The sequence below is a fragment of the Weissella muntiaci genome (assembly GCF_008107635.1).
Classification (GTDB): Bacteria; Bacillota; Bacilli; order Lactobacillales; family Lactobacillaceae; genus Weissella; species Weissella muntiaci.
Map to the genome: position 1 here is coordinate 15,572 of NZ_SDGZ01000015.1, position 19,788 is coordinate 35,359.

General features: G+C 43.6%; 29 protein-coding genes. 4 read left to right on the top strand and 25 right to left on the bottom strand.

The window, feature by feature from the left end; all coding sequences use genetic code 11:
- Positions 1-2: 2 nt before the first annotated feature.
- The 4 genes from ESZ50_RS06300 to ESZ50_RS06315 form a co-directional block, all read right to left on the bottom strand.
- A complete protein-coding gene (locus ESZ50_RS06300) occupies positions 3-1,334 on the bottom strand; it encodes a glutamate--cysteine ligase (RefSeq protein ID WP_148622734.1) in 1,332 nt (443 codons plus the stop codon).
- A 112-nt stretch (positions 1,335-1,446) separates the two neighbouring features.
- Positions 1,447-2,859 (bottom strand): cysteine--tRNA ligase, encoded by a 1,413-nt coding sequence (cysS, locus tag ESZ50_RS06305; protein WP_148622735.1) that lies wholly within the window; start codon positions 2,857-2,859, stop codon positions 1,447-1,449.
- Positions 2,860-2,916: 57 nt separating this feature from the next.
- Positions 2,917-3,741 (bottom strand): ammonia-dependent NAD(+) synthetase, encoded by an 825-nt coding sequence (gene nadE / locus ESZ50_RS06310; RefSeq protein ID WP_148622736.1) that lies wholly within the window; start codon positions 3,739-3,741, stop codon positions 2,917-2,919.
- Positions 3,734-5,236 (bottom strand): nicotinate phosphoribosyltransferase, encoded by a 1,503-nt coding sequence (locus ESZ50_RS06315; protein ID WP_148622737.1) that lies wholly within the window; start codon positions 5,234-5,236, stop codon positions 3,734-3,736. Before ESZ50_RS06315 ends, nadE begins: the two co-directional genes overlap by 8 nt.
- A 261-nt stretch (positions 5,237-5,497) precedes the next feature.
- On the opposite strand from ESZ50_RS06315, the gene ESZ50_RS06320 reads away from it, so the two are divergent.
- From ESZ50_RS06320 to ESZ50_RS06335, 4 genes are all read left to right on the top strand, one after another.
- On the top strand, positions 5,498-6,181 hold the full coding sequence (locus ESZ50_RS06320) for a YoaK family protein (RefSeq protein ID WP_148622738.1): 684 nt from the start codon (positions 5,498-5,500) through the stop codon (positions 6,179-6,181).
- Between the two features lie 394 nt (positions 6,182-6,575).
- Positions 6,576-7,400 carry a MetQ/NlpA family ABC transporter substrate-binding protein gene (locus ESZ50_RS06325; protein WP_148622739.1) on the top strand — a complete coding sequence of 275 codons (825 nt, stop codon included), beginning with the start codon at positions 6,576-6,578 and terminating at the stop codon, positions 7,398-7,400.
- Positions 7,401-7,460: 60 nt separating this feature from the next.
- The gene (locus ESZ50_RS06330; protein WP_148622740.1) at positions 7,461-8,504 is read left to right on the top strand and encodes a methionine ABC transporter ATP-binding protein; all 1,044 of its coding nucleotides are present in this window, start codon (positions 7,461-7,463) and stop codon (positions 8,502-8,504) included.
- Positions 8,505-8,507: 3 nt separating this feature from the next.
- Positions 8,508-9,203, top strand: a complete 696-nt coding sequence (locus ESZ50_RS06335) for a methionine ABC transporter permease (RefSeq protein WP_148622741.1) — start codon at positions 8,508-8,510, stop codon at positions 9,201-9,203.
- A 461-nt stretch (positions 9,204-9,664) separates the two neighbouring features.
- Here the strand turns inward: ESZ50_RS06335 and rplQ are convergent, their stop codons facing one another.
- From rplQ to rpsC, 21 genes are all read right to left on the bottom strand, one after another.
- On the bottom strand, positions 9,665-10,051 hold the full coding sequence (rplQ, locus tag ESZ50_RS06340; protein WP_148622742.1) for a 50S ribosomal protein L17: 387 nt from the start codon (positions 10,049-10,051) through the stop codon (positions 9,665-9,667).
- A gap of 38 nt (positions 10,052-10,089) precedes the next feature.
- Entirely contained in the window at positions 10,090-11,034 is a 945-nt protein-coding gene (locus ESZ50_RS06345; RefSeq protein WP_148622743.1) for a DNA-directed RNA polymerase subunit alpha, read from the bottom strand.
- Positions 11,035-11,085: 51 nt separating this feature from the next.
- Positions 11,086-11,472, bottom strand: coding sequence for a 30S ribosomal protein S11 (gene rpsK, locus ESZ50_RS06350; protein ID WP_148622744.1), 387 nt, complete (start codon positions 11,470-11,472; stop codon positions 11,086-11,088).
- Positions 11,473-11,502: 30 nt separating this feature from the next.
- Positions 11,503-11,868, bottom strand: a complete 366-nt coding sequence (gene rpsM / locus ESZ50_RS06355; protein ID WP_148622745.1) for a 30S ribosomal protein S13 — start codon at positions 11,866-11,868, stop codon at positions 11,503-11,505.
- A 39-nt stretch (positions 11,869-11,907) separates the two neighbouring features.
- Positions 11,908-12,027, bottom strand: a complete 120-nt coding sequence (rpmJ, locus tag ESZ50_RS06360; RefSeq protein ID WP_004560245.1) for a 50S ribosomal protein L36 — start codon at positions 12,025-12,027, stop codon at positions 11,908-11,910.
- Positions 12,028-12,063: 36 nt separating this feature from the next.
- Positions 12,064-12,279 (bottom strand): translation initiation factor IF-1, encoded by a 216-nt coding sequence (infA, locus tag ESZ50_RS06365; protein WP_027698109.1) that lies wholly within the window; start codon positions 12,277-12,279, stop codon positions 12,064-12,066.
- Positions 12,280-12,371: 92 nt separating this feature from the next.
- Positions 12,372-12,935, bottom strand: a complete 564-nt coding sequence (locus ESZ50_RS06370) for an adenylate kinase (protein WP_187387578.1) — start codon at positions 12,933-12,935, stop codon at positions 12,372-12,374.
- A 2-nt stretch (positions 12,936-12,937) separates the two neighbouring features.
- Positions 12,938-14,245 carry a preprotein translocase subunit SecY gene (gene secY / locus ESZ50_RS06375; RefSeq protein WP_148622747.1) on the bottom strand — a complete coding sequence of 436 codons (1,308 nt, stop codon included), beginning with the start codon at positions 14,243-14,245 and terminating at the stop codon, positions 12,938-12,940.
- On the bottom strand, positions 14,245-14,679 hold the full coding sequence (gene rplO, locus ESZ50_RS06380) for a 50S ribosomal protein L15 (RefSeq protein ID WP_148622748.1): 435 nt from the start codon (positions 14,677-14,679) through the stop codon (positions 14,245-14,247). Before rplO ends, secY begins: the two co-directional genes overlap by 1 nt.
- 26 nt (positions 14,680-14,705) lie before the next feature.
- Positions 14,706-14,894, bottom strand: a complete 189-nt coding sequence (gene rpmD, locus ESZ50_RS06385; RefSeq protein ID WP_148622749.1) for a 50S ribosomal protein L30 — start codon at positions 14,892-14,894, stop codon at positions 14,706-14,708.
- Between the two features lie 11 nt (positions 14,895-14,905).
- Complete coding sequence (gene rpsE / locus ESZ50_RS06390) at positions 14,906-15,409, bottom strand: 30S ribosomal protein S5 (protein ID WP_148622750.1); 504 nt, start codon at positions 15,407-15,409, stop codon at positions 14,906-14,908.
- A 19-nt stretch (positions 15,410-15,428) separates the two neighbouring features.
- Positions 15,429-15,785 carry a 50S ribosomal protein L18 gene (gene rplR, locus ESZ50_RS06395; protein WP_148622751.1) on the bottom strand — a complete coding sequence of 119 codons (357 nt, stop codon included), beginning with the start codon at positions 15,783-15,785 and terminating at the stop codon, positions 15,429-15,431.
- An 88-nt stretch (positions 15,786-15,873) separates the two neighbouring features.
- Complete coding sequence (rplF, locus tag ESZ50_RS06400) at positions 15,874-16,410, bottom strand: 50S ribosomal protein L6 (protein ID WP_148622752.1); 537 nt, start codon at positions 16,408-16,410, stop codon at positions 15,874-15,876.
- A 31-nt stretch (positions 16,411-16,441) separates the two neighbouring features.
- On the bottom strand, positions 16,442-16,840 hold the full coding sequence (rpsH, locus tag ESZ50_RS06405) for a 30S ribosomal protein S8 (protein ID WP_027698117.1): 399 nt from the start codon (positions 16,838-16,840) through the stop codon (positions 16,442-16,444).
- A gap of 45 nt (positions 16,841-16,885) precedes the next feature.
- Positions 16,886-17,428 (bottom strand): 50S ribosomal protein L5, encoded by a 543-nt coding sequence (rplE, locus tag ESZ50_RS06410; protein WP_082816147.1) that lies wholly within the window; start codon positions 17,426-17,428, stop codon positions 16,886-16,888.
- A 31-nt stretch (positions 17,429-17,459) separates the two neighbouring features.
- Positions 17,460-17,768 carry a 50S ribosomal protein L24 gene (gene rplX / locus ESZ50_RS06415; RefSeq protein WP_148622753.1) on the bottom strand — a complete coding sequence of 103 codons (309 nt, stop codon included), beginning with the start codon at positions 17,766-17,768 and terminating at the stop codon, positions 17,460-17,462.
- A gap of 33 nt (positions 17,769-17,801) precedes the next feature.
- A complete protein-coding gene (gene rplN / locus ESZ50_RS06420; RefSeq protein WP_027698120.1) occupies positions 17,802-18,170 on the bottom strand; it encodes a 50S ribosomal protein L14 in 369 nt (122 codons plus the stop codon).
- A 45-nt stretch (positions 18,171-18,215) separates the two neighbouring features.
- On the bottom strand, positions 18,216-18,482 hold the full coding sequence (gene rpsQ, locus ESZ50_RS06425; RefSeq protein WP_148622754.1) for a 30S ribosomal protein S17: 267 nt from the start codon (positions 18,480-18,482) through the stop codon (positions 18,216-18,218).
- A gap of 18 nt (positions 18,483-18,500) precedes the next feature.
- Entirely contained in the window at positions 18,501-18,707 is a 207-nt protein-coding gene (gene rpmC, locus ESZ50_RS06430) for a 50S ribosomal protein L29 (protein WP_027698122.1), read from the bottom strand.
- A complete protein-coding gene (gene rplP / locus ESZ50_RS06435; protein WP_148622755.1) occupies positions 18,707-19,126 on the bottom strand; it encodes a 50S ribosomal protein L16 in 420 nt (139 codons plus the stop codon). Before rplP ends, rpmC begins: the two co-directional genes overlap by 1 nt.
- Positions 19,127-19,128: 2 nt before the next feature.
- Positions 19,129-19,785 carry a 30S ribosomal protein S3 gene (gene rpsC / locus ESZ50_RS06440; RefSeq protein ID WP_148622756.1) on the bottom strand — a complete coding sequence of 219 codons (657 nt, stop codon included), beginning with the start codon at positions 19,783-19,785 and terminating at the stop codon, positions 19,129-19,131.
- Between the last annotated feature and the right edge of the window lie 3 nt (positions 19,786-19,788).

The window sequence follows — 19,788 nt, forward strand, 5'->3', positions numbered from 1 at the left end:
CTTTACTCCGTCCCACGCAGACGTTCGCGCATCTTTGTCCGAACAGTCTCCGGTAAATCATTTTCCAGATAGTCCCGTTGCCGAGCTAATCCTAATTTGGTACCAAGATCCTGCATTCGAACTGCATCTGGCGCAAGCTGCATCAATTTTGCTGCTGGCGTCTTAGTTGGATCCAGCAAACGTTCAGTAATCATTTCTAATCCTGATGTGAATTGTTCATCAAATAAATCATTGATCATAATCAGCTCGTCCAAAAGGTCTTTTATAATAATTCGGTCCATTACAAAATCATCCGGGTGTTGCAAAGCTACAATGTTAGCTTGTTGACGCGCCATCTTACTTTCACCAAAACTATAATCGCGATCACTAATAAAAATCCACAACAAAATTAGCTGAACTGCCTCCAAGTCGATTAAGCTTAATCCAAATTCATCAAATGGATTTGTATCAATAACCCGTAACTCTAAGTAATTAATACCTTGTTCCAACAACGTTTGATATTCATCGGCGCCTTTAAAGCGAACCGTTCCATAATATTCATGATTGGAAAACAACCTACCGTCTTTAATCGCCTTTGCAATCTGCTCGGTATAAATCTCAAAATTTTGACTTGGATCAATCTCAACATCGGCACTATTCACGTAACCATAGATACTGTTTCTTAATGAACGAACTGGTCCAAGGTCGTTTGGGATCTCCCAATCAGATTTATCTAATGCGATTGGGCTACTGCCAAAAAGGTAAATGAAAAGCCAACGATATCGGTCAATTCCCTGTGCAAACTTGAAATAGATTTGATTGTTGTGTTCGGTCTGATCTTCGGTCTGACTTAAAGCAAATAACGCTTCCAGTAAGTCTGTACTCAATGAAAAATTGATATGCGGCCCGCTAATAATTGCGTGCGCTGAACCGTAACGTTGCTTCAAATGATCTCGATACTCTTGCAACCAGAAACGCTCGAACGTCTGATCAAGCCAATCCAAATCATTTTCTCTCAAACGCGGTGGCAAGCTCAACGGCCACAACATCTCAGCGTCACCCAACTCATCACGTAAGAGATTTATTAAATACCCTAATTCTGTCCGTGATTCTTTCATTGTTTCTTGAGCGCTTGTAACTAGCTCAAACATCCCCTCACTATAGTCTGACTTCAAAAAAGGATGGGTTTGTCGATCACCAAAAACATCTGGGTAAGGTTGATGGCTTAAGCTTCCATTAATCTTCACCCGATTTATCTCTAATTCCAATCCAAATTTCCCCTGCAACAACCAATCTCGCCATTCCGGATGATTCTTATACAATGCTACCTGCTTTTCAAATTCTACATTTTGCATCAAACACTCCCCCACTCATCTCTCTTCTTCACAACCCGATCAATCTTCTAATCTATGGCGATATGAAAAAGGACCAAGTTTTCACACTTGGTCCAACGCATTTCACATACGATTAACGATGCCAACGAGTCCCTTGTGCTGTATCGTCAAGCAAGATTCCTTGCTCAGCTAGTTCATCACGAATCTGATCTGAACGCGCAAATTCCTTGTTTGCTCGTGCAAGATTCCGTTCCTCAATCAAAGCATCAATCTGTGCATCCAACAACTCCTCTTGAGCTAGACCATCAACCCCAAAAACCATCATGAGATCAGCAATAGTCTGCAATAACTGCTCAGCAGTGGCTTTAGCGACTGCCGTTTCTTGACTATAAACATTTGCCAATTCCACCAATTTGTAAATCTCAGCAACCGCATTCTGAGCATTAAAATCATCTTCCATCGCCAGATTGTATGCCGAAACAATCGTGTCAATTGATGCCTCAACGTCAAGGTCGTTGCCTACTTTAGCATCCTTCAAACGGAACTGTAAATTACGATAACCGGTCCTAATCCGTTCCAGATTTCGAGCTGCCAAATCGAGATTCTTCTGCGAATATGCAATTGGACGACGATAATGGGTTGTTGACAGGAAGAAGCGCAATGTCATCGGATCATCAATATCAGCCAGCATATCGTGCAAGGTTGTAAAGTTCCCCAATGATTTCGACATCTTCTCATTGTCATCACCAACTGTGACAAAACCGTTATGCAACCACTTTTCAACAAACTTTTCGCCTGTATGAGCCTCGGTTTGTGCAATTTCATTTGTGTGATGTGGAAAGGCCAAGTCAATTCCACCGCCATGAATATCCAGATGATTACCAAGATACTTGGTTGACATTACCGAGCACTCAATGTGCCATCCAGGTCGACCAGCACCCCATGGTGAGTCCCATGCGATTGCACCGTCACCATTTGCACCCTTCCAAACTGCAAAATCCATTGGATCTTCTTTACGTGCTAATTCGTCGTCATCTAGGCGGCCAGCCGCATTCGATTCCATTTCGGCCAAATCTTGATGCGCCAGAATCCCATAACCTTTGAATTTCTTTGCGCGGAAATAAACATCACCTTCAGACTCATAGGCATATCCTTTTTTCACCAAATCCTGTACGAAATCAATGATTTCGGGGATATGCTCCGTTGCCCTTGGTCGTACCGTTGCTGGTTTGATATTTAATGGTAGTGTATCTTCATTAAATGCAGCAATATACTTATCTGCTAGCTCTGGAACCGTGATTCCGTCCGCAGCAGCTTGCTTAATCATCTTGTCATCCACATCGGTAAAGTTCGAGACATAGTTTACATCATAACCACGATACTCAAAATAGCGCCGAATTGTGTCAAAGGCGATGGCTGATCGTGCATTACCAATATGAATATAGTTATAGACAGTTGGTCCACAGACATACATATTGATGATATTTTCATGTAGTGGCTCAAAGATTTCTTTGTCCAAGGTCAAGGTGTTAAACACTTTTATCATTGCATGATCCTCCAAATATTAACGCGCTTCAACATGTATCACATACTAATAGTAAGCCTACTGCCACCATTCGTCAAAGACTGTTACCGGACCCCGACGTTTATGCTCAGAACGTAGATACAGCTTTTCAATCTGAGCAGCTTGTTCTGCTGGAATTGACTTGCCCTCTAGGTAATCATCAATCATATCATAACTCACTCCCAGAGCGACCTCGTCTGGTAGTGCGGGACGATCTTCTTCAAGATCAGCCGTTGGTATCTTTTCATATAAATGAGTTGGTGCTTCAAGATAAGCCAACATTGCTCGTCCTTGCCGTTTATTCAACCGATATAATGGCGTAACGTCTGCCGCTCCATCACCAAATTTTGTGTAGAAGCCAGAGATTGCTTCAGCCGCATGATCTGTTCCAATCACCACACCTTGCTTAGCCGCCGCCACACCATATTGAGCAATCATTCGCTGACGCGCTTTGATATTTCCTTTATTGAAATCAGTAATTGTTAATCCAGCTAATTCTAGCTGGCTCACCATTCCAAGCACAGCCGGTTCAATATCAATTCGAATCGTCTGATCAGCTTTCTGCCAGGCAATTGCATCTAATGCATCTTGTTCGTCAGCCTGTTTACCATATGGTAAACGCATTGCAATGAACTGATATTTTACATCACCTGTTTCTTGACGTAACTCAGTAATTGCCATTTGAGCTAACTTTCCTGCCAAAGTTGAATCTTGACCACCCGAAATTCCCAAGACTAAGCTCTGCATTCCCGTTCGCAATAAATATGCCTTCAATAGTTCTATTGAACGACGAACTTCCAGCGCAGGGTCAATCTCTGGTTGTACCCCAAGTGTTTTAATAATTTGAGTCTGTAATTTATCCATGGTATTCAGTGTCCTCCCCTGCCATCTCATGAGCGACCTCATCAACATAATTTCGTACATTCCGGATTAGGTTCATCTTATGATTCCAAGCCTTACTTGATAAATCAACTGGATATTCTTGCGGGTTTAAGTTACGTCGGTACTCTAACCATAGTGCATCAATTCGCTCAGCAGCATATTTTTTAATCTCGTCTAGCTTTGGTAGTGTATATACTACTTCACCATCAACAATAATATCTCTCAATAGTGGCCGTGCATCATAGTCCGTTACGGTCTTGCTAACATATGTGTTAACCGGGTGGAACATCAATAGCCCCCCAATTGCTCGGCGAGGATCCTCATCCCACATTGCAACGTAATCACCCTCGGACTTTCCATCCTTACGTCTAGTAATCCGCCATACTTGCTTTTTACCTGGATTTGAAATCTTTTCCGCCGAACTGGAAATCTTGATCGTATCGACCATTTCACCACGTTCGTTTTCAACCGAAACAACCTTGTAGACTCCACCCAGAGCGGGTTGATCATACGCCGTAATTAACTTCGTTCCAATCCCCCAAGTGTCGATCTTGGCATCTTGCATCTTCAAACTAGTAATTGTCGTTTCATCTAAATCATTAGACGCCACAATTTTGGCATCAGGGAAACCGGCGCTATCTAACATCTTCCGTACACCCTTGGAAATATAAGCCAAGTCCCCAGAGTCGATCCGTACTCCGATGAAATTAATCCGATCGCCCATTTCCTTGGCGACACGGATTGCTGCGGGTACCCCTGAACGTAATGTATCATAAGTATCTACCAAGAACACTACATCTCGATGTGTTTCCGCATAAGCTTTAAAAGCATCATAATCATTTCGATAAATCTGGACCAGCGCATGCGCATGCGTGCCAGAAATCGGAATATTGAAAACTTTTCCTGCACGAACATTCGAAGTTGCGTCAAAGCCACCAATATAGGCTGCCCGAGTACCCCAAATAGCAGCATCCATCTCTTGAGCTCGTCGAGTTCCAAACTCTAAAAGCGTTTGATCTCCGACGACATATCGCATTCGAGCAGCTTTCGTTGCGATTAAGGTTTGGTAATTAACAATGTTCAAAATTGCCGTTTCAATCAACTGCGCATCAAGGATCGTCCCCTCAACCTGTAGAATTGGTTCATTGTTAAAGACAATTTCCCCTTCTTTAGGTGCCCTAATTGTACCTTTAAAGCGCCAGGTTGCGAGATAATCCAAAAACTGTTCGTCGAACTGTTCTGTTTCACGCAGGTAAGCAATATCGCTTGCCGAAAACGACAAATCTTTTACATAATCTACAACCCGCTCTAATCCAGCAAAGACTGCGTATCCATTCGCAAATGGTAGTTTACGGAAGAAGAGTTCATAAACTGCTTTGCGATTGTGAATACCTTTCATGAAATACGTCTGCATCATTGAAAGTTGATACGCGTCCGTATGTAAAGCCAAACTATCATCTTGATAATCAAGAGACATAGTATTATCACTCCGTTTTTCACTTGTATATTTTTTTCTATTTCGCGTTAAGTTCTACTATTAATATGATAAATTGTACCAAATTTTAGACTAACTAAAAAGAAATGCTAGTTTTTGTTTTAGAAATCTTTCACGAATTCATTGATCAATTCTTCCATTCTACTTATATAGGCGTTCCAAGGTGTTATTAATACAATCTACCTGGTAAATGCTAGGCGATGTTATAATAACTGTTATCAATTATTAAAAAGGGGAATACCAATGGTTGAAAATCTACCATATAAACAGTCACTCAAAACGGGTGCCCTGTTGGCTTCAACTGCTGGCTTTGTTGATTCATACACCTTCGCCTTTCACAACGAACGTTTTGCTTCATTTCAAAGCGGTAATTTAATCCAACTTGCAATTAATTTAATGCGTGGCCACTGGCAAGCTGCAATTTTATTTGTCGTCCCAATCGCCTTTTTCCTGATTGGTAGTGCCCTCAATCAAATTTTGAAATACATTGCCGTCGGGCAACGGATTCCGTGGGAGGAACTATCAGTCGGCGTCGAGATTATTGGCCTAATTACAGCCGCGATTCTAGAAATCACGCATACATCAAGTATGTTAGTGCTCTCAGTCTTGGCGACAACCTTGGCAATTCAAGCCGACACGTTTTCAAAAATCAGAAATATGCCTTATGCAACGATCATGAGCACCGGGAATTTGAAAACGCTAGGTGCTACGTTCACTAATGGAATTATCAAGCACTCCAGTGAGGACTTCGGTAAAGCACGCAACATCGGTCTTGTGATTCTCGCCTTCGTTACCGGAGCTGCCTTTGCCGAATTGCTTGGCCGCTGGGTTGGTCCCTTCGCCCTGCTCTATGCACCAATTGCCATTGGTGGCGTCTTCGTCTTGGTTTGGCAAGATCACGCAGTTGAAATGCAAAAATTAAAATAAGGTGTTGACTTTTCCAGCTGAGGACCGTATCATAACAAACATAATAAAACAAAAACAAGTTGAGCAGGAAAGTAGTGTACATTCGCCTTCAAAGAGAGACAACGGTCGCTGGAAGTTGTTATGGATGATGCATACGAAAATGGCCTGTAAATTGGTGTTGGTGAGCAGCAAGTCTGTAAGCTAACAACGGGTTGGTCTACGTTAACAGACACACGAATCGGCATATCATCATATCGTTCCCTGCCCGCTCGTTGTTGAGGTCTTAAAGAGCAATCTTTAAGACGAAGTAGAATGGTAACACGAACACTCGTTTCTATCACTAGTTATTACTAGTCATAGAGACGAGTTTTTTTGTTCAACTTGTTTTTTCACACTTGGGATTTAGGAGTACATTATGAAAAGAATTTTTAAAACTGGTTTAATCGCAATCGCCGCTGGATTAACAATCGGAACCCTCCCTGCAATTGCGCATGCCGATAGCAAAACTGTCACAGTTGGAATCGTTGGTACTGGCGATGCAGGCCTCTGGAAGGTCGTTGCAAAGACAGCCAAGGAAAAGTACGGTATTACCGTTAAGACAAAAGTATTCACTGACTACACCCAACCCAACCAGGCCGTTGCCGCTGGGTCAATTGATTTAAATGCCTTCCAACACGTTTATTTCTTAAACAATTGGAATGCTTCAAATAAGAATTCCGTTGTCTCGATTGGTAAAACCGTAATTGCGCCAATCCAACTTTATTCAACTAGTCATAAGTCAGTTAAGGACTTTAAAAAGGGTGATAAAATTGTGATTCCAAATGATGCCACCAATGAAGGACGCGCCCTTACACTCTTACAGACGGCCGGATTGATTAAACTTGATTCAAAAACCAAGTTGCCAACGACCAAAGACATTACGAGTAATAAGCTCAACTTGAAAATCACAGCAATTGATGCCAGCCAGACACCTTCCGCCCTTAAGTCAAGCGCTGGCGCTGTCATAAACAACACCTATGCTCAAGATGCCAAGCTTAATGATAAAGATGCTATTTACACTGAGCCAGTCAACAAGGCTTCTAGTCAATGGATCAACATTATTGCCGCCAAGAAGTCTGAAAAGAATAACAAGACCTATCAAGAGGTTGTGAAGGCTTATCAAACACAAGCAACCAAAGATTATATTAAAAAGACTTGGGGTGACTCTGAAGTTGGCGCTTGGGATATCAAATTAAAGTAATACTACCATTCCCTCCTATATAGAGGGATACATAACAACTATCATTTCAAGGAGTATTTTATGTCAGTTATTGAACTATCAAATGTTAATGTAACCTTTCAACAAAAGAGCCGTTCAATTGTCGCCGTTCAGAATGAGAGCTTGACGATTGAACAAGGCGATATTTATGGAATCGTTGGCTACTCAGGTGCTGGAAAGTCAACGCTTGTCCGAACCATCAATTATCTACAAACCCCCACAAGTGGCTCCGTCCTAATTAATGGGGTCGAGCTAGGAACATTGTCTGCCACCCAACTACGCATTCAACGGCAAAAGATTGGTATGATCTTTCAACACTTCAATCTAATGGACGAATTGACAGTTTATGGTAACGTCGCCCTACCACTAAAACATTCAAACCTTACCAAGCAAGCAAAAGACGCCAAGATTAAGAGCCTACTTGAACTAGTTGGCTTGGCTGACCGGATTGAAAACTATCCAAGCCAACTTTCTGGTGGTCAAAAGCAGCGTGTGGCGATTGCCCGTGCTCTAGCAAATGATCCTGAGATCTTGATTTCAGATGAGGCAACCTCTGCGCTTGACCCACGGACGACCAATCAAATCCTTGACCTACTAAAAGAGCTTAACCAAAAACTTAATCTAACGATTGTGTTGATTACTCACGAAATGCAAGCCATTAAGAAAATTGCGAATAAAGTTGCTGTGATGGAGAACGGAACCATTATCGAACGTGGTTCACTACTTGAGATTTTCACCCGTCCGACACAAAAACTAACCCGTGACTTTATTAATACTGCCACCAATCGAGACGAAGCTCTCCAAAACGTCCGTGGCTTACTTGTAACGAGCCCGCTCAAGCAACATGATCAATTAGTCGAATTACAGTATGTTGGTAACGAGACTGCTCAACCAGTCCTCGCAACAATCTACGCTGACTTCCAGGTGATGACCAACATCCTATACTCAAACATGGAGATTCTAAGTCAAACACCAATCGGAACAATCATCGCCGTTATGTCTGGTGAACCAGCCCAGATTTCGGCAGCAAAATTGAGCTTAATCGACCACGATGTTCGCTTGAATGTCTTAGAGGAGGGAAAATAAATCATGGGAAATTTCATTCAAACCTATCTACCAAACGTCTACGCGTTAGGCTGGACCGGTGACCTATCTTGGGGTCAAGCAATTTGGGAGACCTTATATATGACCTTTGCCTCCGGAATTCTTGGCGGGATCCTTGGATTAATTTTTGGCTTTGGACTTGTATTAAGTGCTGATAATGGGATCAAGCCTAATCGAACCGTTTATCAAATTTTCGATAAAGTGGTTTCCATTGGTCGCGCGATTCCCTTTATTATCATGTTAGCAATCGTTGCACCATTGACTCAGTTATTAACTGGTACAATCATCGGCCCAACAGCTGCACTAGTTCCTCTAACCTTAGGTGTCTTCGCTTTCTTTGCACGTCAGGTACAAGTGGCCCTACTTTCAGTTGACGCCGGTAAAGTCGAAGCAGCCCAGGCCTTCGGTGCTACCAATCGCGATATCATCTTCGATGTCTACATCCGCGAGGGACGGTCAGAACTAATTCGGGTCTCAACCGTAACCTTAATTTCAATGGTTGGCTTAACTGCCATGGCTGGTGCAATCGGTGGTGGTGGTCTTGGAACAACGGCAATTGCAACTGGTTATGATCGCTTTCAGTTTGATGTTATGTGGGTTGCTACAATCATCCTATTGATCTTCATCATTATTATTCAACTAATCGGTGATCTACTCGCTAAACATTATTCACATAAGTAAAACAAAAGAGCTAAGAATCAAAACATTGATTCTTAGCTCTTTTTCTGTGGCAACTTATTGTACTAAGCGAAACATCTGTGATAAATAATATTCTCCAACCAAATATTTTCCGTCGCCATCTATTGAATATGACCCTCTGAATCAACACGTGTCCATAAATCAAGCCGTTTATATTCCGCTCCCTCCCCACCATGTATTACCATGGGAAGGCTCCATGTATTACCATGGGAAGGCTCCATGTAAGCTCTAAACAGACTACAATCCTACGATGACTCGTTATAAACTAAATCCTTATCACAGGCATTCCATTCGAATAAAAATTTCAGGACACAAAAAAACCTCACACATCAAAAGGTGCGGCAGTGACGCCATTCAACCTAGACTTGGCTACAGCCATCATCGTAACGGTTTATACCTTAAGATATGAGAGATTCCAATGTTAGTTAATTCTAATATAAATATTAGTCAACCAATTCCAAGATGACCATTTGTGCTGCGTCTCCGCGGCGTTGAACAGTCTTCAAGATGCGAGTGTATCCACCTGCACGTCCCTCGAAACGAGGAGCAACATCGTTGAACAAGTGTTGCAATGCAGTCTCGACCTTTACCTTGTTATCATCAGTTGTTTTAACATCAGCAACGACGTTACGTACGAAAGCAGCGGCCTTACGACGTGAAGTCAAATCTCCGCGCTTTCCCAATGTAATCATCTTTTCGGCTGTGCGACGAACTTCCTTGGCGCGAGCCTCAGTAGTCTCGATACGACCATTGATCAACAATGCAGTTGTCAAGTCGCGCAACATAGCCTTACGTTGTGAGCTAGTACGTCCCAACTTACGGTATCCCATGAGTATTTCCTCCTTTACTTGGTATTCTATCGTTTAATCTAATCTTCCTTGCGGAATCCCAAACCTAGCAATGCTAGCTTCTCTTGGATTTCATCAAGTGATTTCCGACCGAGGTTACGAACAGACATCATTTGTGTTTCTGAACGCTCCGTCAACTCTTGTACAGAGTTGATCCCGGCCCGTTTGAGACAATTATAAGACCGAACAGACAAGTCCAACTCTTCAATTGGAGTGTCGGCATGCTTACTGGTTGGTGCTTCTTCCTTGTCTACCATCACCTGCGTCGTTGCTGCGCGCTCTGACAGCTCAACAAATGAGTTCAAGTGATCGGCCATGATTCGGGCAGCCAACGAAACAGCTTCGGTTGGCGTCAAAGAACCATCAGTCCAAACATCCAAAGTCAACTTGTCGAAATCATCACGCTGACCAACACGGGTGCTCTCAACTTGATAATTTACGCGTTCGATTGGGGTAAAGATTGAATCAATTGCTAGAACGCCAATTGGCATTTCATCATGCAATTCCTTATTTTGGTCCGCTGATACATAACCACGTCCGCGTGAAGCAGACAAAGTCATGTGTAACGTAGCCCCAGCCGCAACAGTCGCGATGTAAGTATCTCCATTAAGGATCTCCACATCACTATCACCAGTAATATCACCGGCCGTAACGGTTGCTGGGCCGGTAACGTTTACTTCTAGTGTTTTGTCTTCGTCAGTTTCGATGCGCATTGAAACCTTTTTAAGGTTCAAAATAATTTGCGTTACGTCTTCAACAACTCCTTCGACCGTTGAAAACTCATGCAAAACGCCATCAATCTGAACGGAGTCAATTGCCGCTCCCGGCAATGAAGACAACAATACACGGCGAAGTGAGTTACCAAGCGTAGTACCAAAACCACGCTCAAGTGGCTCAACAACAAACTTACCGTAGTTACTATCTTCTTCCACCAGATTAATCTTTGGGTTCTCGAATTCAAGCATACTGTTAGTTACCCCTTTCAAAGCATTGTGTGAACTAGTTGCAACTGGCAATTAGACACGACGACGCTTTGGTGGACGTGAACCGTTGTGAGGTACTGGTGTAACATCCTTAATAGATGCAACTTCCAAACCTGCAGCGGCCAACGCACGGATTGCGGCTTCACGACCAGAACCAGGTCCCTTAACAGTTACCTCAACAGTCTTCATTCCGTTTTCCATTGCGCTCTTAGCAGCAGCCTCAGCAGCCATTTGCGCAGCAAACGGCGTTGACTTACGGCTACCCTTGAAACCAAGAGCACCAGCTGATGACCAAGCAACAGCATTTCCTTGAACGTCAGTGATCATTACGATCGTGTTGTTGAATGTTGCGTGGATGTGAGCTACACCTGACTCAATATTCTTCTTTACACGACGCTTACGATTAGTACGACCTGCCATAATCAAGTAATCTCCTTTCTTAAAAATTAATTACTTCTTCTTACCTGCAATAGCAACAGCTGGGCCCTTACGCGTACGAGCATTGTTCTTCGTGTTTTGTCCACGAACAGGCAAGCCCTTACGGTGGCGGATACCGCGGTATGATGCAATTTCTTGCAACGACTTAATGTTCAATGAAACCTCACGACGCAAGTCACCTTCTACCTTAATACCGTCAACGACGGCACGGATAGCGTCTTCTTGGTCGGGAGTCAAATCACGAACACGAACATCTTCTGAAACATTTGCTTCAACCAAGATCTTCTTTGCCGTTGTATTACCGATTCCGTATACATAAGTCAATGCGATTACAACACGCTTGTCACGTGGTAAATCAATTCCTGCAATACGAGCCATTACGATTACCTCCTATTTATATAATTTTATCAAAATGCCTTAGGCACCTTGACGTTGCTTGTGCTTAGGGTTTGCTGAGCAAATCACCATTACACGACCATTACGCTTGATAACCTTGCAGTTATCACACATAGGCTTAACTGATGGACGAACCTTCATGATATTTACCTCCTAATTAGAATTAAAATGATTTGTTTAACGGAAACGGTATGTAATCCGTCCCTTAGTCAAATCGTATGGCGACATCTCTACCGTCACACGGTCACCAGGCAAGATACGAATGAAATTCTTCCGGATCTTTCCTGAGACGTGCGCAAGAATGGCGGCGCCGTTTTCCAATTCAACGGTAAACATGGCATTAGGCAAAGTATCCTTCACCACACCTTGAATTTCAATAACATCGTTGGCCACGTTGCTGCCTCCTTTGTTGTGACAATTGAGAACGTAACACAAAATTATAACATAGACACGCCCGGTTTAACAACCGAATATGCTAGAAATAATTAGGCGTTCTTCACATTGTCGAGCAATGCCGTAACATCTGCAAAAACAGTATCTAACTCACGAGCCCCATCGATTTTGCTCAAGATGCCCTTGGCATCATAGAACTCGGCGATTGGCTCAGTCAAAGCACCGTTGACATCCAAGCGATTCTTGATTACTTCTGGCGTATCGTCTGCACGACCACGCGCCATCATGCGATCAATCAACACTTGTTGGTCAGCTGTAAAGTAGATGACTGCGTCCAACTTACGTCCATCTCGAGCAAGCATTTCATCCAAAGCCTTAGCTTGGTCCAAGTTACGAGGGAAACCATCTAAGATGAAACCTTCCTTCGTGTCAGCTTGAGCTAAACGTTCAGCAACGATCCCGTTTGTAACCTCGTCAGGAACAAGATTACCGGCATCCATGAATGACTTTGCCTTCAAACCAAGCTCAGTTTCGTTGGCCATAGCGGCCCGGAACATATCCCCGGTTGAGATGTGTGGCAAGTTGTATTGTTCAACAATCTTTGCAGCTTGGGTACCCTTACCAACCCCTGGTAAGCCCAATAACATGAGATTCATACTCATTTTGCTTTGACTCCTTCTTGAATAAATCCAACATATTGACGCTTCATCATCAATCCTTCAAGTTGCTTGATCAAGTCAATTGCCACACCGATAACAATCAATAATGACGTACCAGACATAGCTAATCGAGAATCAAGCCCGAAGAAATGAACTGCTAACATTGGGACCAAAGCCACCAATCCTAGGAACAAAGCTCCAACTACTGATAGGCGCATTAGCAAACCAGAAATCCAACGTTGTGTTGATTCCCCAGGCCAGACACCTACAATATAACTACCTTGCTTTTGCAAGTTCTCCGACATCTTTTCAGGGTTAACCTGAACGAAAGCATAGAAGAACGTAAACAAGACAATCAGTACTGTATAGACAATTCCACCTTGCAACGTTTGCGTTGAAAGATATGTCATTGCCGTACTGTACCAAGAGCTATCTGCAAATTTACCTGAGAAGGCTTGCAAAATCGTTTGCGGTGTAACCAACAAAGATGACGCGAAGATAACTGGAATAACTCCAGCCACATTCACTCGTAGAGGCAAGAACGAAGCCGAACTTGCACCTGACGAACGTCGCGTATATTGCATTGGAATCCGTCGAATTGCTTGATTAACCCAGGTAACAAAAGCGATTGCCAAGATAAAGAGCATTAACATTCCCACCATAAAGGCTGAACCACGCGCTGGATCAGAATTTTGGAGAACATTCTCTTTAAACATTTGGTACAACCCTGCTGGAACACGCGCAATGATACCAGCAAAGATCAGCATTGAGACACCTTGACCGAGTCCACGATCAGTGATCATTTCACCTAACCAAACGGCAAACATTGTACCGGCAGTTAGAATGAAACCAATTAAGACATAGGTTTGCCAATTTGGCGTTTGCACCAAATGAATTGAACTTAATTGGTTGAACCCAGCTGTAATACCAATTGATTGAACAAAAGCTAGGATAATCGTCAAATACCGAGTGACTTGATTCAACTTACGTCGACCAACTTCACCCTGTTTCGACCATTCAACAAATCGTGGCACAATATCCATTTGTAGAAGTTGTACCACGATTTGTGCAGTAACGTATGGTGATACCCCCATTGCGAACAATGAGTAATTGGTAAGTCCACCACCGCTAAACATATTCAAAATACTGCCGAGCCCAGAATTTGCTACTTCTTGAAGTGCGGCCGTGTTAATTCCCGGCACTGTGATATATGCACCCAAGCGGTAAACAATTAGAATCATCAAGGTAAATATCAATTTCTTACGAATATCTTTTTCCTTGAGCGACATGAGCACGGTTGTCAGCATTAGATCACCTCAGTCTTACCACCAGCAGCTTCAATAGCAGTTACGGCAGCAGCAGAGAACTTGCTAGCTTTAACAGTCAATGATTTCTCAAGTTGACCATTTGCTAAGATCTTAACACCGCTCAATTCTTTTTTAATAATACCAGCTTCAATCAGCAAGGCTGGTGAAACTTCAGTACCATTATCGAATTGGTTCAACACGTCCAAGTTCACAACAGCGAACTCTTTACGGTTGATGTTAGTAAATCCACGCTTTGGAATGCGACGGAACAAAGGCATTTGTCCACCTTCGAAACCAAGACGTACCTTACCACGAGCCTTTTGACCCTTTTGACCACGTCCAGCGGTCTTACCGTTACCAGATGACTCACCACGACCCACACGATTGCGGACCTTACGTGAACCAGCGACAACTTGGAGCTCATTAAGCTTCATTAGGTTTACCTCCTATTAATCTCAGCTTACTCAGCTACTAACGCAACAGTAACCAAGTGAGCAATCTTAAACACAGCACCACGTGTTTGAGGATTGTTAGGCAAAACTACTGATGAGTTTACCTTGTTAAGCCCTAGAGCTTTAACAATCGCACGTTGGTTTGGCTTGCGGTGAGCAGCACTCTTCACAAGCGTAATCTTAACTTGTTCTGACATATTCTGCCTCCTTAATCAGCCAAGTGCTCAAGTGAGACTTGACGCAACTCGGCAACTTCTTCAGCGTTCTTCAATTCAGAGATAGCTTCGAAAGTTGCGCGCACAACGTTAATTGGTGTTGATGAACCTAGTGACTTTGCAGTCACGTCGGCAATACCAGCCAATTCCAAAACGGCACGTGCAGCACCACCGGCTGCAACTCCAGAACCTTCAACGGCTGGCTTCAACAAAATGCGTCCGCCACCGAAGATACCCAATGAAGAATGAGGAAGGGTCGTGCCAACAGTTGGGACAGCGATGATGTTGCGCTTGGCAGCTTCAACAGCCTTACGGATAGCCTCAGGAACTTCTTGAGCCTTTCCAGTACCAAAACCAACGTGACCATTACGGTCTCCAACTACAACCAAAGCAGCGAAACGTAGACGACGTCCACCCTTAACAACCTTTGTAACACGGTTGATGGCAACAACGTTTTCTTCTAGTTCGCCGAGCTTCTTTGGATCGATATAAGCCATGATATATTCCTCCTTCCTATTAGAACTTCAAACCAGCTTCACGAGCTGCTTCGGCCAATGCTTGTACACGTCCGTGATACAAGTATCCACCACGATCGAAGACAACGTCGACGATACCCTTTGAAGCAGCACGTTCAGCAACTAAAGCACCAACTTTAGCGGCTTGTTCAGTCTTTGGTGCAGTTTCAACAGCTGCATCCAAAGTTGAGGCACTAGCAAGCGTCACACCCGCTACGTCATCAATTAATTGCGCGTAGATGTTCTTGTTAGAACGGTAAACGTTCAAGCGTGGGCGCTCAGCAGTACCGGAAATCTTTCCACGAACACGAGTGTGTCGATGTTGACGCACTTTGTTCTTGTCTGACTTCGTAATCATTGTTCGTAACCTCGTTTTCGTATAATCGGAGATATACATAGTAAGTAGTCAGGATGTTGCAATCCTCAACTTAGATCTAAATCTAAGATTACTTACCAGTCTTACCTTCCTTACGTGCAACAATTTCGCCTTCGTAACGAATTCCCTTACCCTTATAAGGTTCTGGGGCGCGTACGGCGCGAATTTCAGCGGCCAAATCACCGACCAATTGCTTGCTGATACCTTCAACAGTAATAGTTACTGAATCAGGAACTTCAACAGTCAATCCTTCACGGGCCTCAAACTCAACTGGGTGTGAGTAACCTACAGACAAAACAAGCTTGTCGCCTTGCTTTGCGGCACGGTAACCAACACCGACCAACTTCAAAGTCTTTTTGAAGCCATTTGAGACACCCTCAACCATGTTAGCAACATTGGCGCGAGTAGTTCCGTGAAGTGCCTTAGTGCGACCGTCGTCAGATGAACGGCTAAATGAAACATTTGAACCATCAACTGAGAGAGTAATTTCTGAAGCGACCGTGCGTGACAATTCACCCTTAGGTCCCTTGACAGTTACGACATCGCCTTGACGTGATACTTCAACACCAGCAGGCAAAGTCAAAACCTTATTACCAATACGACTCATCGGTAGACACCTCCTTATTAGATTTTATTTATTACCAGACGTAAGCCAATACCTCGCCACCAATTTTCTTGGCGCGAGCTTCCTTATCGGTGATGACACCTTCAGAAGTTGAGATGATAGCGATACCCAAACCGTTGAAAACCTTTGGTACAGCATCAGCCTTAACATAAGAACGCAAACCTGGCTTTGAAATACGCTTCAAACCAGTGATAACGCGTTGCTTATCGGCACTGTACTTAAGGAAGACACGGATGACACCTTGCTTGTCATCTTCAATGTATTCAACGTCGCGAACAAAGCCTTCATTCTTCAAAATCTCGGCGATGTCCTTCTTGATCTTTGATGCAGGTACTTCGACTGAATCGTGACGAACCATGTTGGCGTTACGAATACGAGTCAAAAAGTCTGCAATTGGGTCAGTCATAGACATTGATTTTTGCCTCCTTGCAAAATTTACTGTTTGACAGTTAATTGATTACTTAGCGAAAGGCATACCCATTTGAGTAAGCATTTCACGAGCTTCTTCGTCAGTGTTAGCAGTCGTTACGATAACGATATCTAATCCACGGACACGGTTAACTTGATCGTAATCGATTTCTGGGAAAATCAATTGTTCCTTGATTCCCAAAGTGTAGTTTCCACGACCATCGAAGGCCTTTGCAGAAACACCACGGAAGTCACGAACACGTGGTAGTGATACGCTGATTAACTTATCCAAGAAATCATACATACGCTCACCGCGCAACGTAACCTTAGTTCCGATTGCCATACCCTCACGCAAACGGAAGCCAGCGATTGACTTCTTTGCACGCGTGATAACAGGCTTTTGACCAGCAATCAATTCCAATTCAGCAACAGCTTCATCCAAGTTCTTAGAGTTTGATACAGCATCACCAACACCCATGTTCAAAACGATCTTTTCGATCTTTGGTGTTTGCATTGATGAAGTGTAGTTAAACTTTTCGATCATTGAAGGTTGAACTTCCTTAACAAACTTTTCTTTTAAGCGATTCATGATAAAGATTTCCTCCTTCCTTTCCTTTGATTAATTATGCCAAAGTCGTTCCAGACTTCTTTGCAAAACGTACCTTCTTGCCATCTTCAACCTTGTAACCAACACGAGTTGGCTCGTTAGTAGAAGGGTCAAGCAATTGTACATTTGAGACGTGGATTGGAGCTTCAAGCTCGATAATTCCACCTTGTGGGTATTGGTTGTTTGGCTTTTGGTGCTTCTTAATCATATTCACACCTTCGACAACAACACGGTCCTTGGCAGCGAATGTCTTAACAACAGTCCCTTCCTTGCCCTTGTCCTTGCCGGCGATAACCTTAACCTTGTCACCAGTCTTCACAAACATGCGAGGCTTCCTCCTTTGATTTAATGATGGCGATTACAATACTTCAGGTGCCAATGACACAATACGCATGTAATCATTGTCACGCAATTCACGCGCAACAGGTCCGAAGATACGAGTCCCAACTGGGCTCTTATCATCCTTTACGATAACGGCAGCGTTCTCATCAAACTTGATGTATGAACCATCTGCACGGTGCATTCCTGAAACAGTACGAACGATAACGGCTTTAACAACGTCACCCTTCTTTACAGTTCCACCAGGAATGGCTTGCTTAACAGTTGCGACGATCATGTCACCGATTCCGGCGAACTTACGACCTGAACCACCCAAAACCTTGATTGTCAAGATTTCACGTGCTCCTGAGTTGTCAGCAACTTTCAAACGACTCTCTTGTTGAATCACGATTCTGTCTCCTTTCCGCTATTGGTAAAATTCGAGATTAAACGATTAGATAATAACGGCCTTCTCGACGATTTCTACCAAACGGAAGCGCTTTGTAGCTGATGTTGGACGTGTCTCCATGATACGTACAATGTCACCTTCTTTAGCTTCGTTGTTTTCATCGTGAGCCTTAAACTTCTTCGTGTATTTAACACGCTTACCATATACGGGGTGGTTTTTGTAAGTCTCGATGGCAACCGTAATAGTCTTCTCCATCTTGTCTGAAACCACGCGGCCTTGGTAAACCTTACGTGCGTTACGAGCTTCAGTCATATCGGTCTCCTCTCTAGCTTACTTGTTCAATTCTTGTTGACGGATAACCGTCTTGATACGTGCGATTTGCTTACGTACTTCTGAAAGACGGGCCGTGTTCTCAAGTTGACCAGTAGCTAGTTGGAAACGTAAATTGAATAGCTCTTCTTTGTAGCTCTTCTCTTTAGCAACCAACTCTTCTTGGCTGAGGCCCTTGATTTCGTTTTGTAAATCCTTGATCTTCATTATTCACCCTCCACTTGACGAGTCAAGATTTTCGTCTTAACTGGCAACTTGTGAGATGCAAGACGCAAGGCTTCACGGGCAACCTCTTCAGGTACACCAGCAACTTCGAACATTACCTTACCACGCTTAACAGGTGCAACCCATCCATCAGGTGAACCCTTACCGTTACCCATACGAACACCGACACCCTTAGAAGTGTATGACAAGTGTGGGAAAATCTTAATCCATACTTGACCACCACGCTTCATGTGACGAGTCATGGCAACACGAGCAGCCTCGATTTGGCGGTTTGAAATCCAGTGAGACTCAGTAGCTTGTAATCCGAACTCACCGAAGGCAACCGTCTTACCACCCTTAGCTTCACCACGCATCTTACCGCGGTGAGGACGGCGGTACTTAACACGCTTTGGTACTAGCATGATTACTTGCCTCCTTGCTTCTTCTCTGGCAAAATATCACCGCGGTAAATCCAAGTTTTAACACCTAGTTGACCGAAAGTAGTAGTTGCCTCATCCCATGAGTAGTCGATGTCTGCACGCAAAGTGTGCAAAGGCACCGTACCCTCAGTATATTGCTCAACACGAGCAATATCAGCTCCGTTAATACGACCTGAAACTTGTGTCTTGATACCCTTGGCACCAGCACGCATCGCACGTTGCATTGCACCACGCATAGCGCGGCGGAAAGCAACACGACGTTCCAAATCAGAAGCGATTTGTGAACCGACCAAGTGGGCGTCCAAATCAGGCTTCTTAATCTCAATGATGTTGATGTGTACGCGCTCACCCTTAGCCACTAGACGTGACAATTCGTTACGCAATGCATCAACTTCAGATCCACCCTTACCAATAACCATACCTGGCTTAGCAGTGTGGATTGAGACGTTTACACGGTTTGCTGTACGCTCGATCTCAATGCGAGATACTGATGCGTCAGCTAATTTAGTCTCGATATACTTACGTAGCTTCAAGTCTTCATGCAATGAAGTTACGTAGTCCTTCTTGTTTGCGTACCACTTAGCATCCCAGTCGCGGATAATGCCGACACGCATACCAGTTGGGTTAATCTTTTGACCCATGAC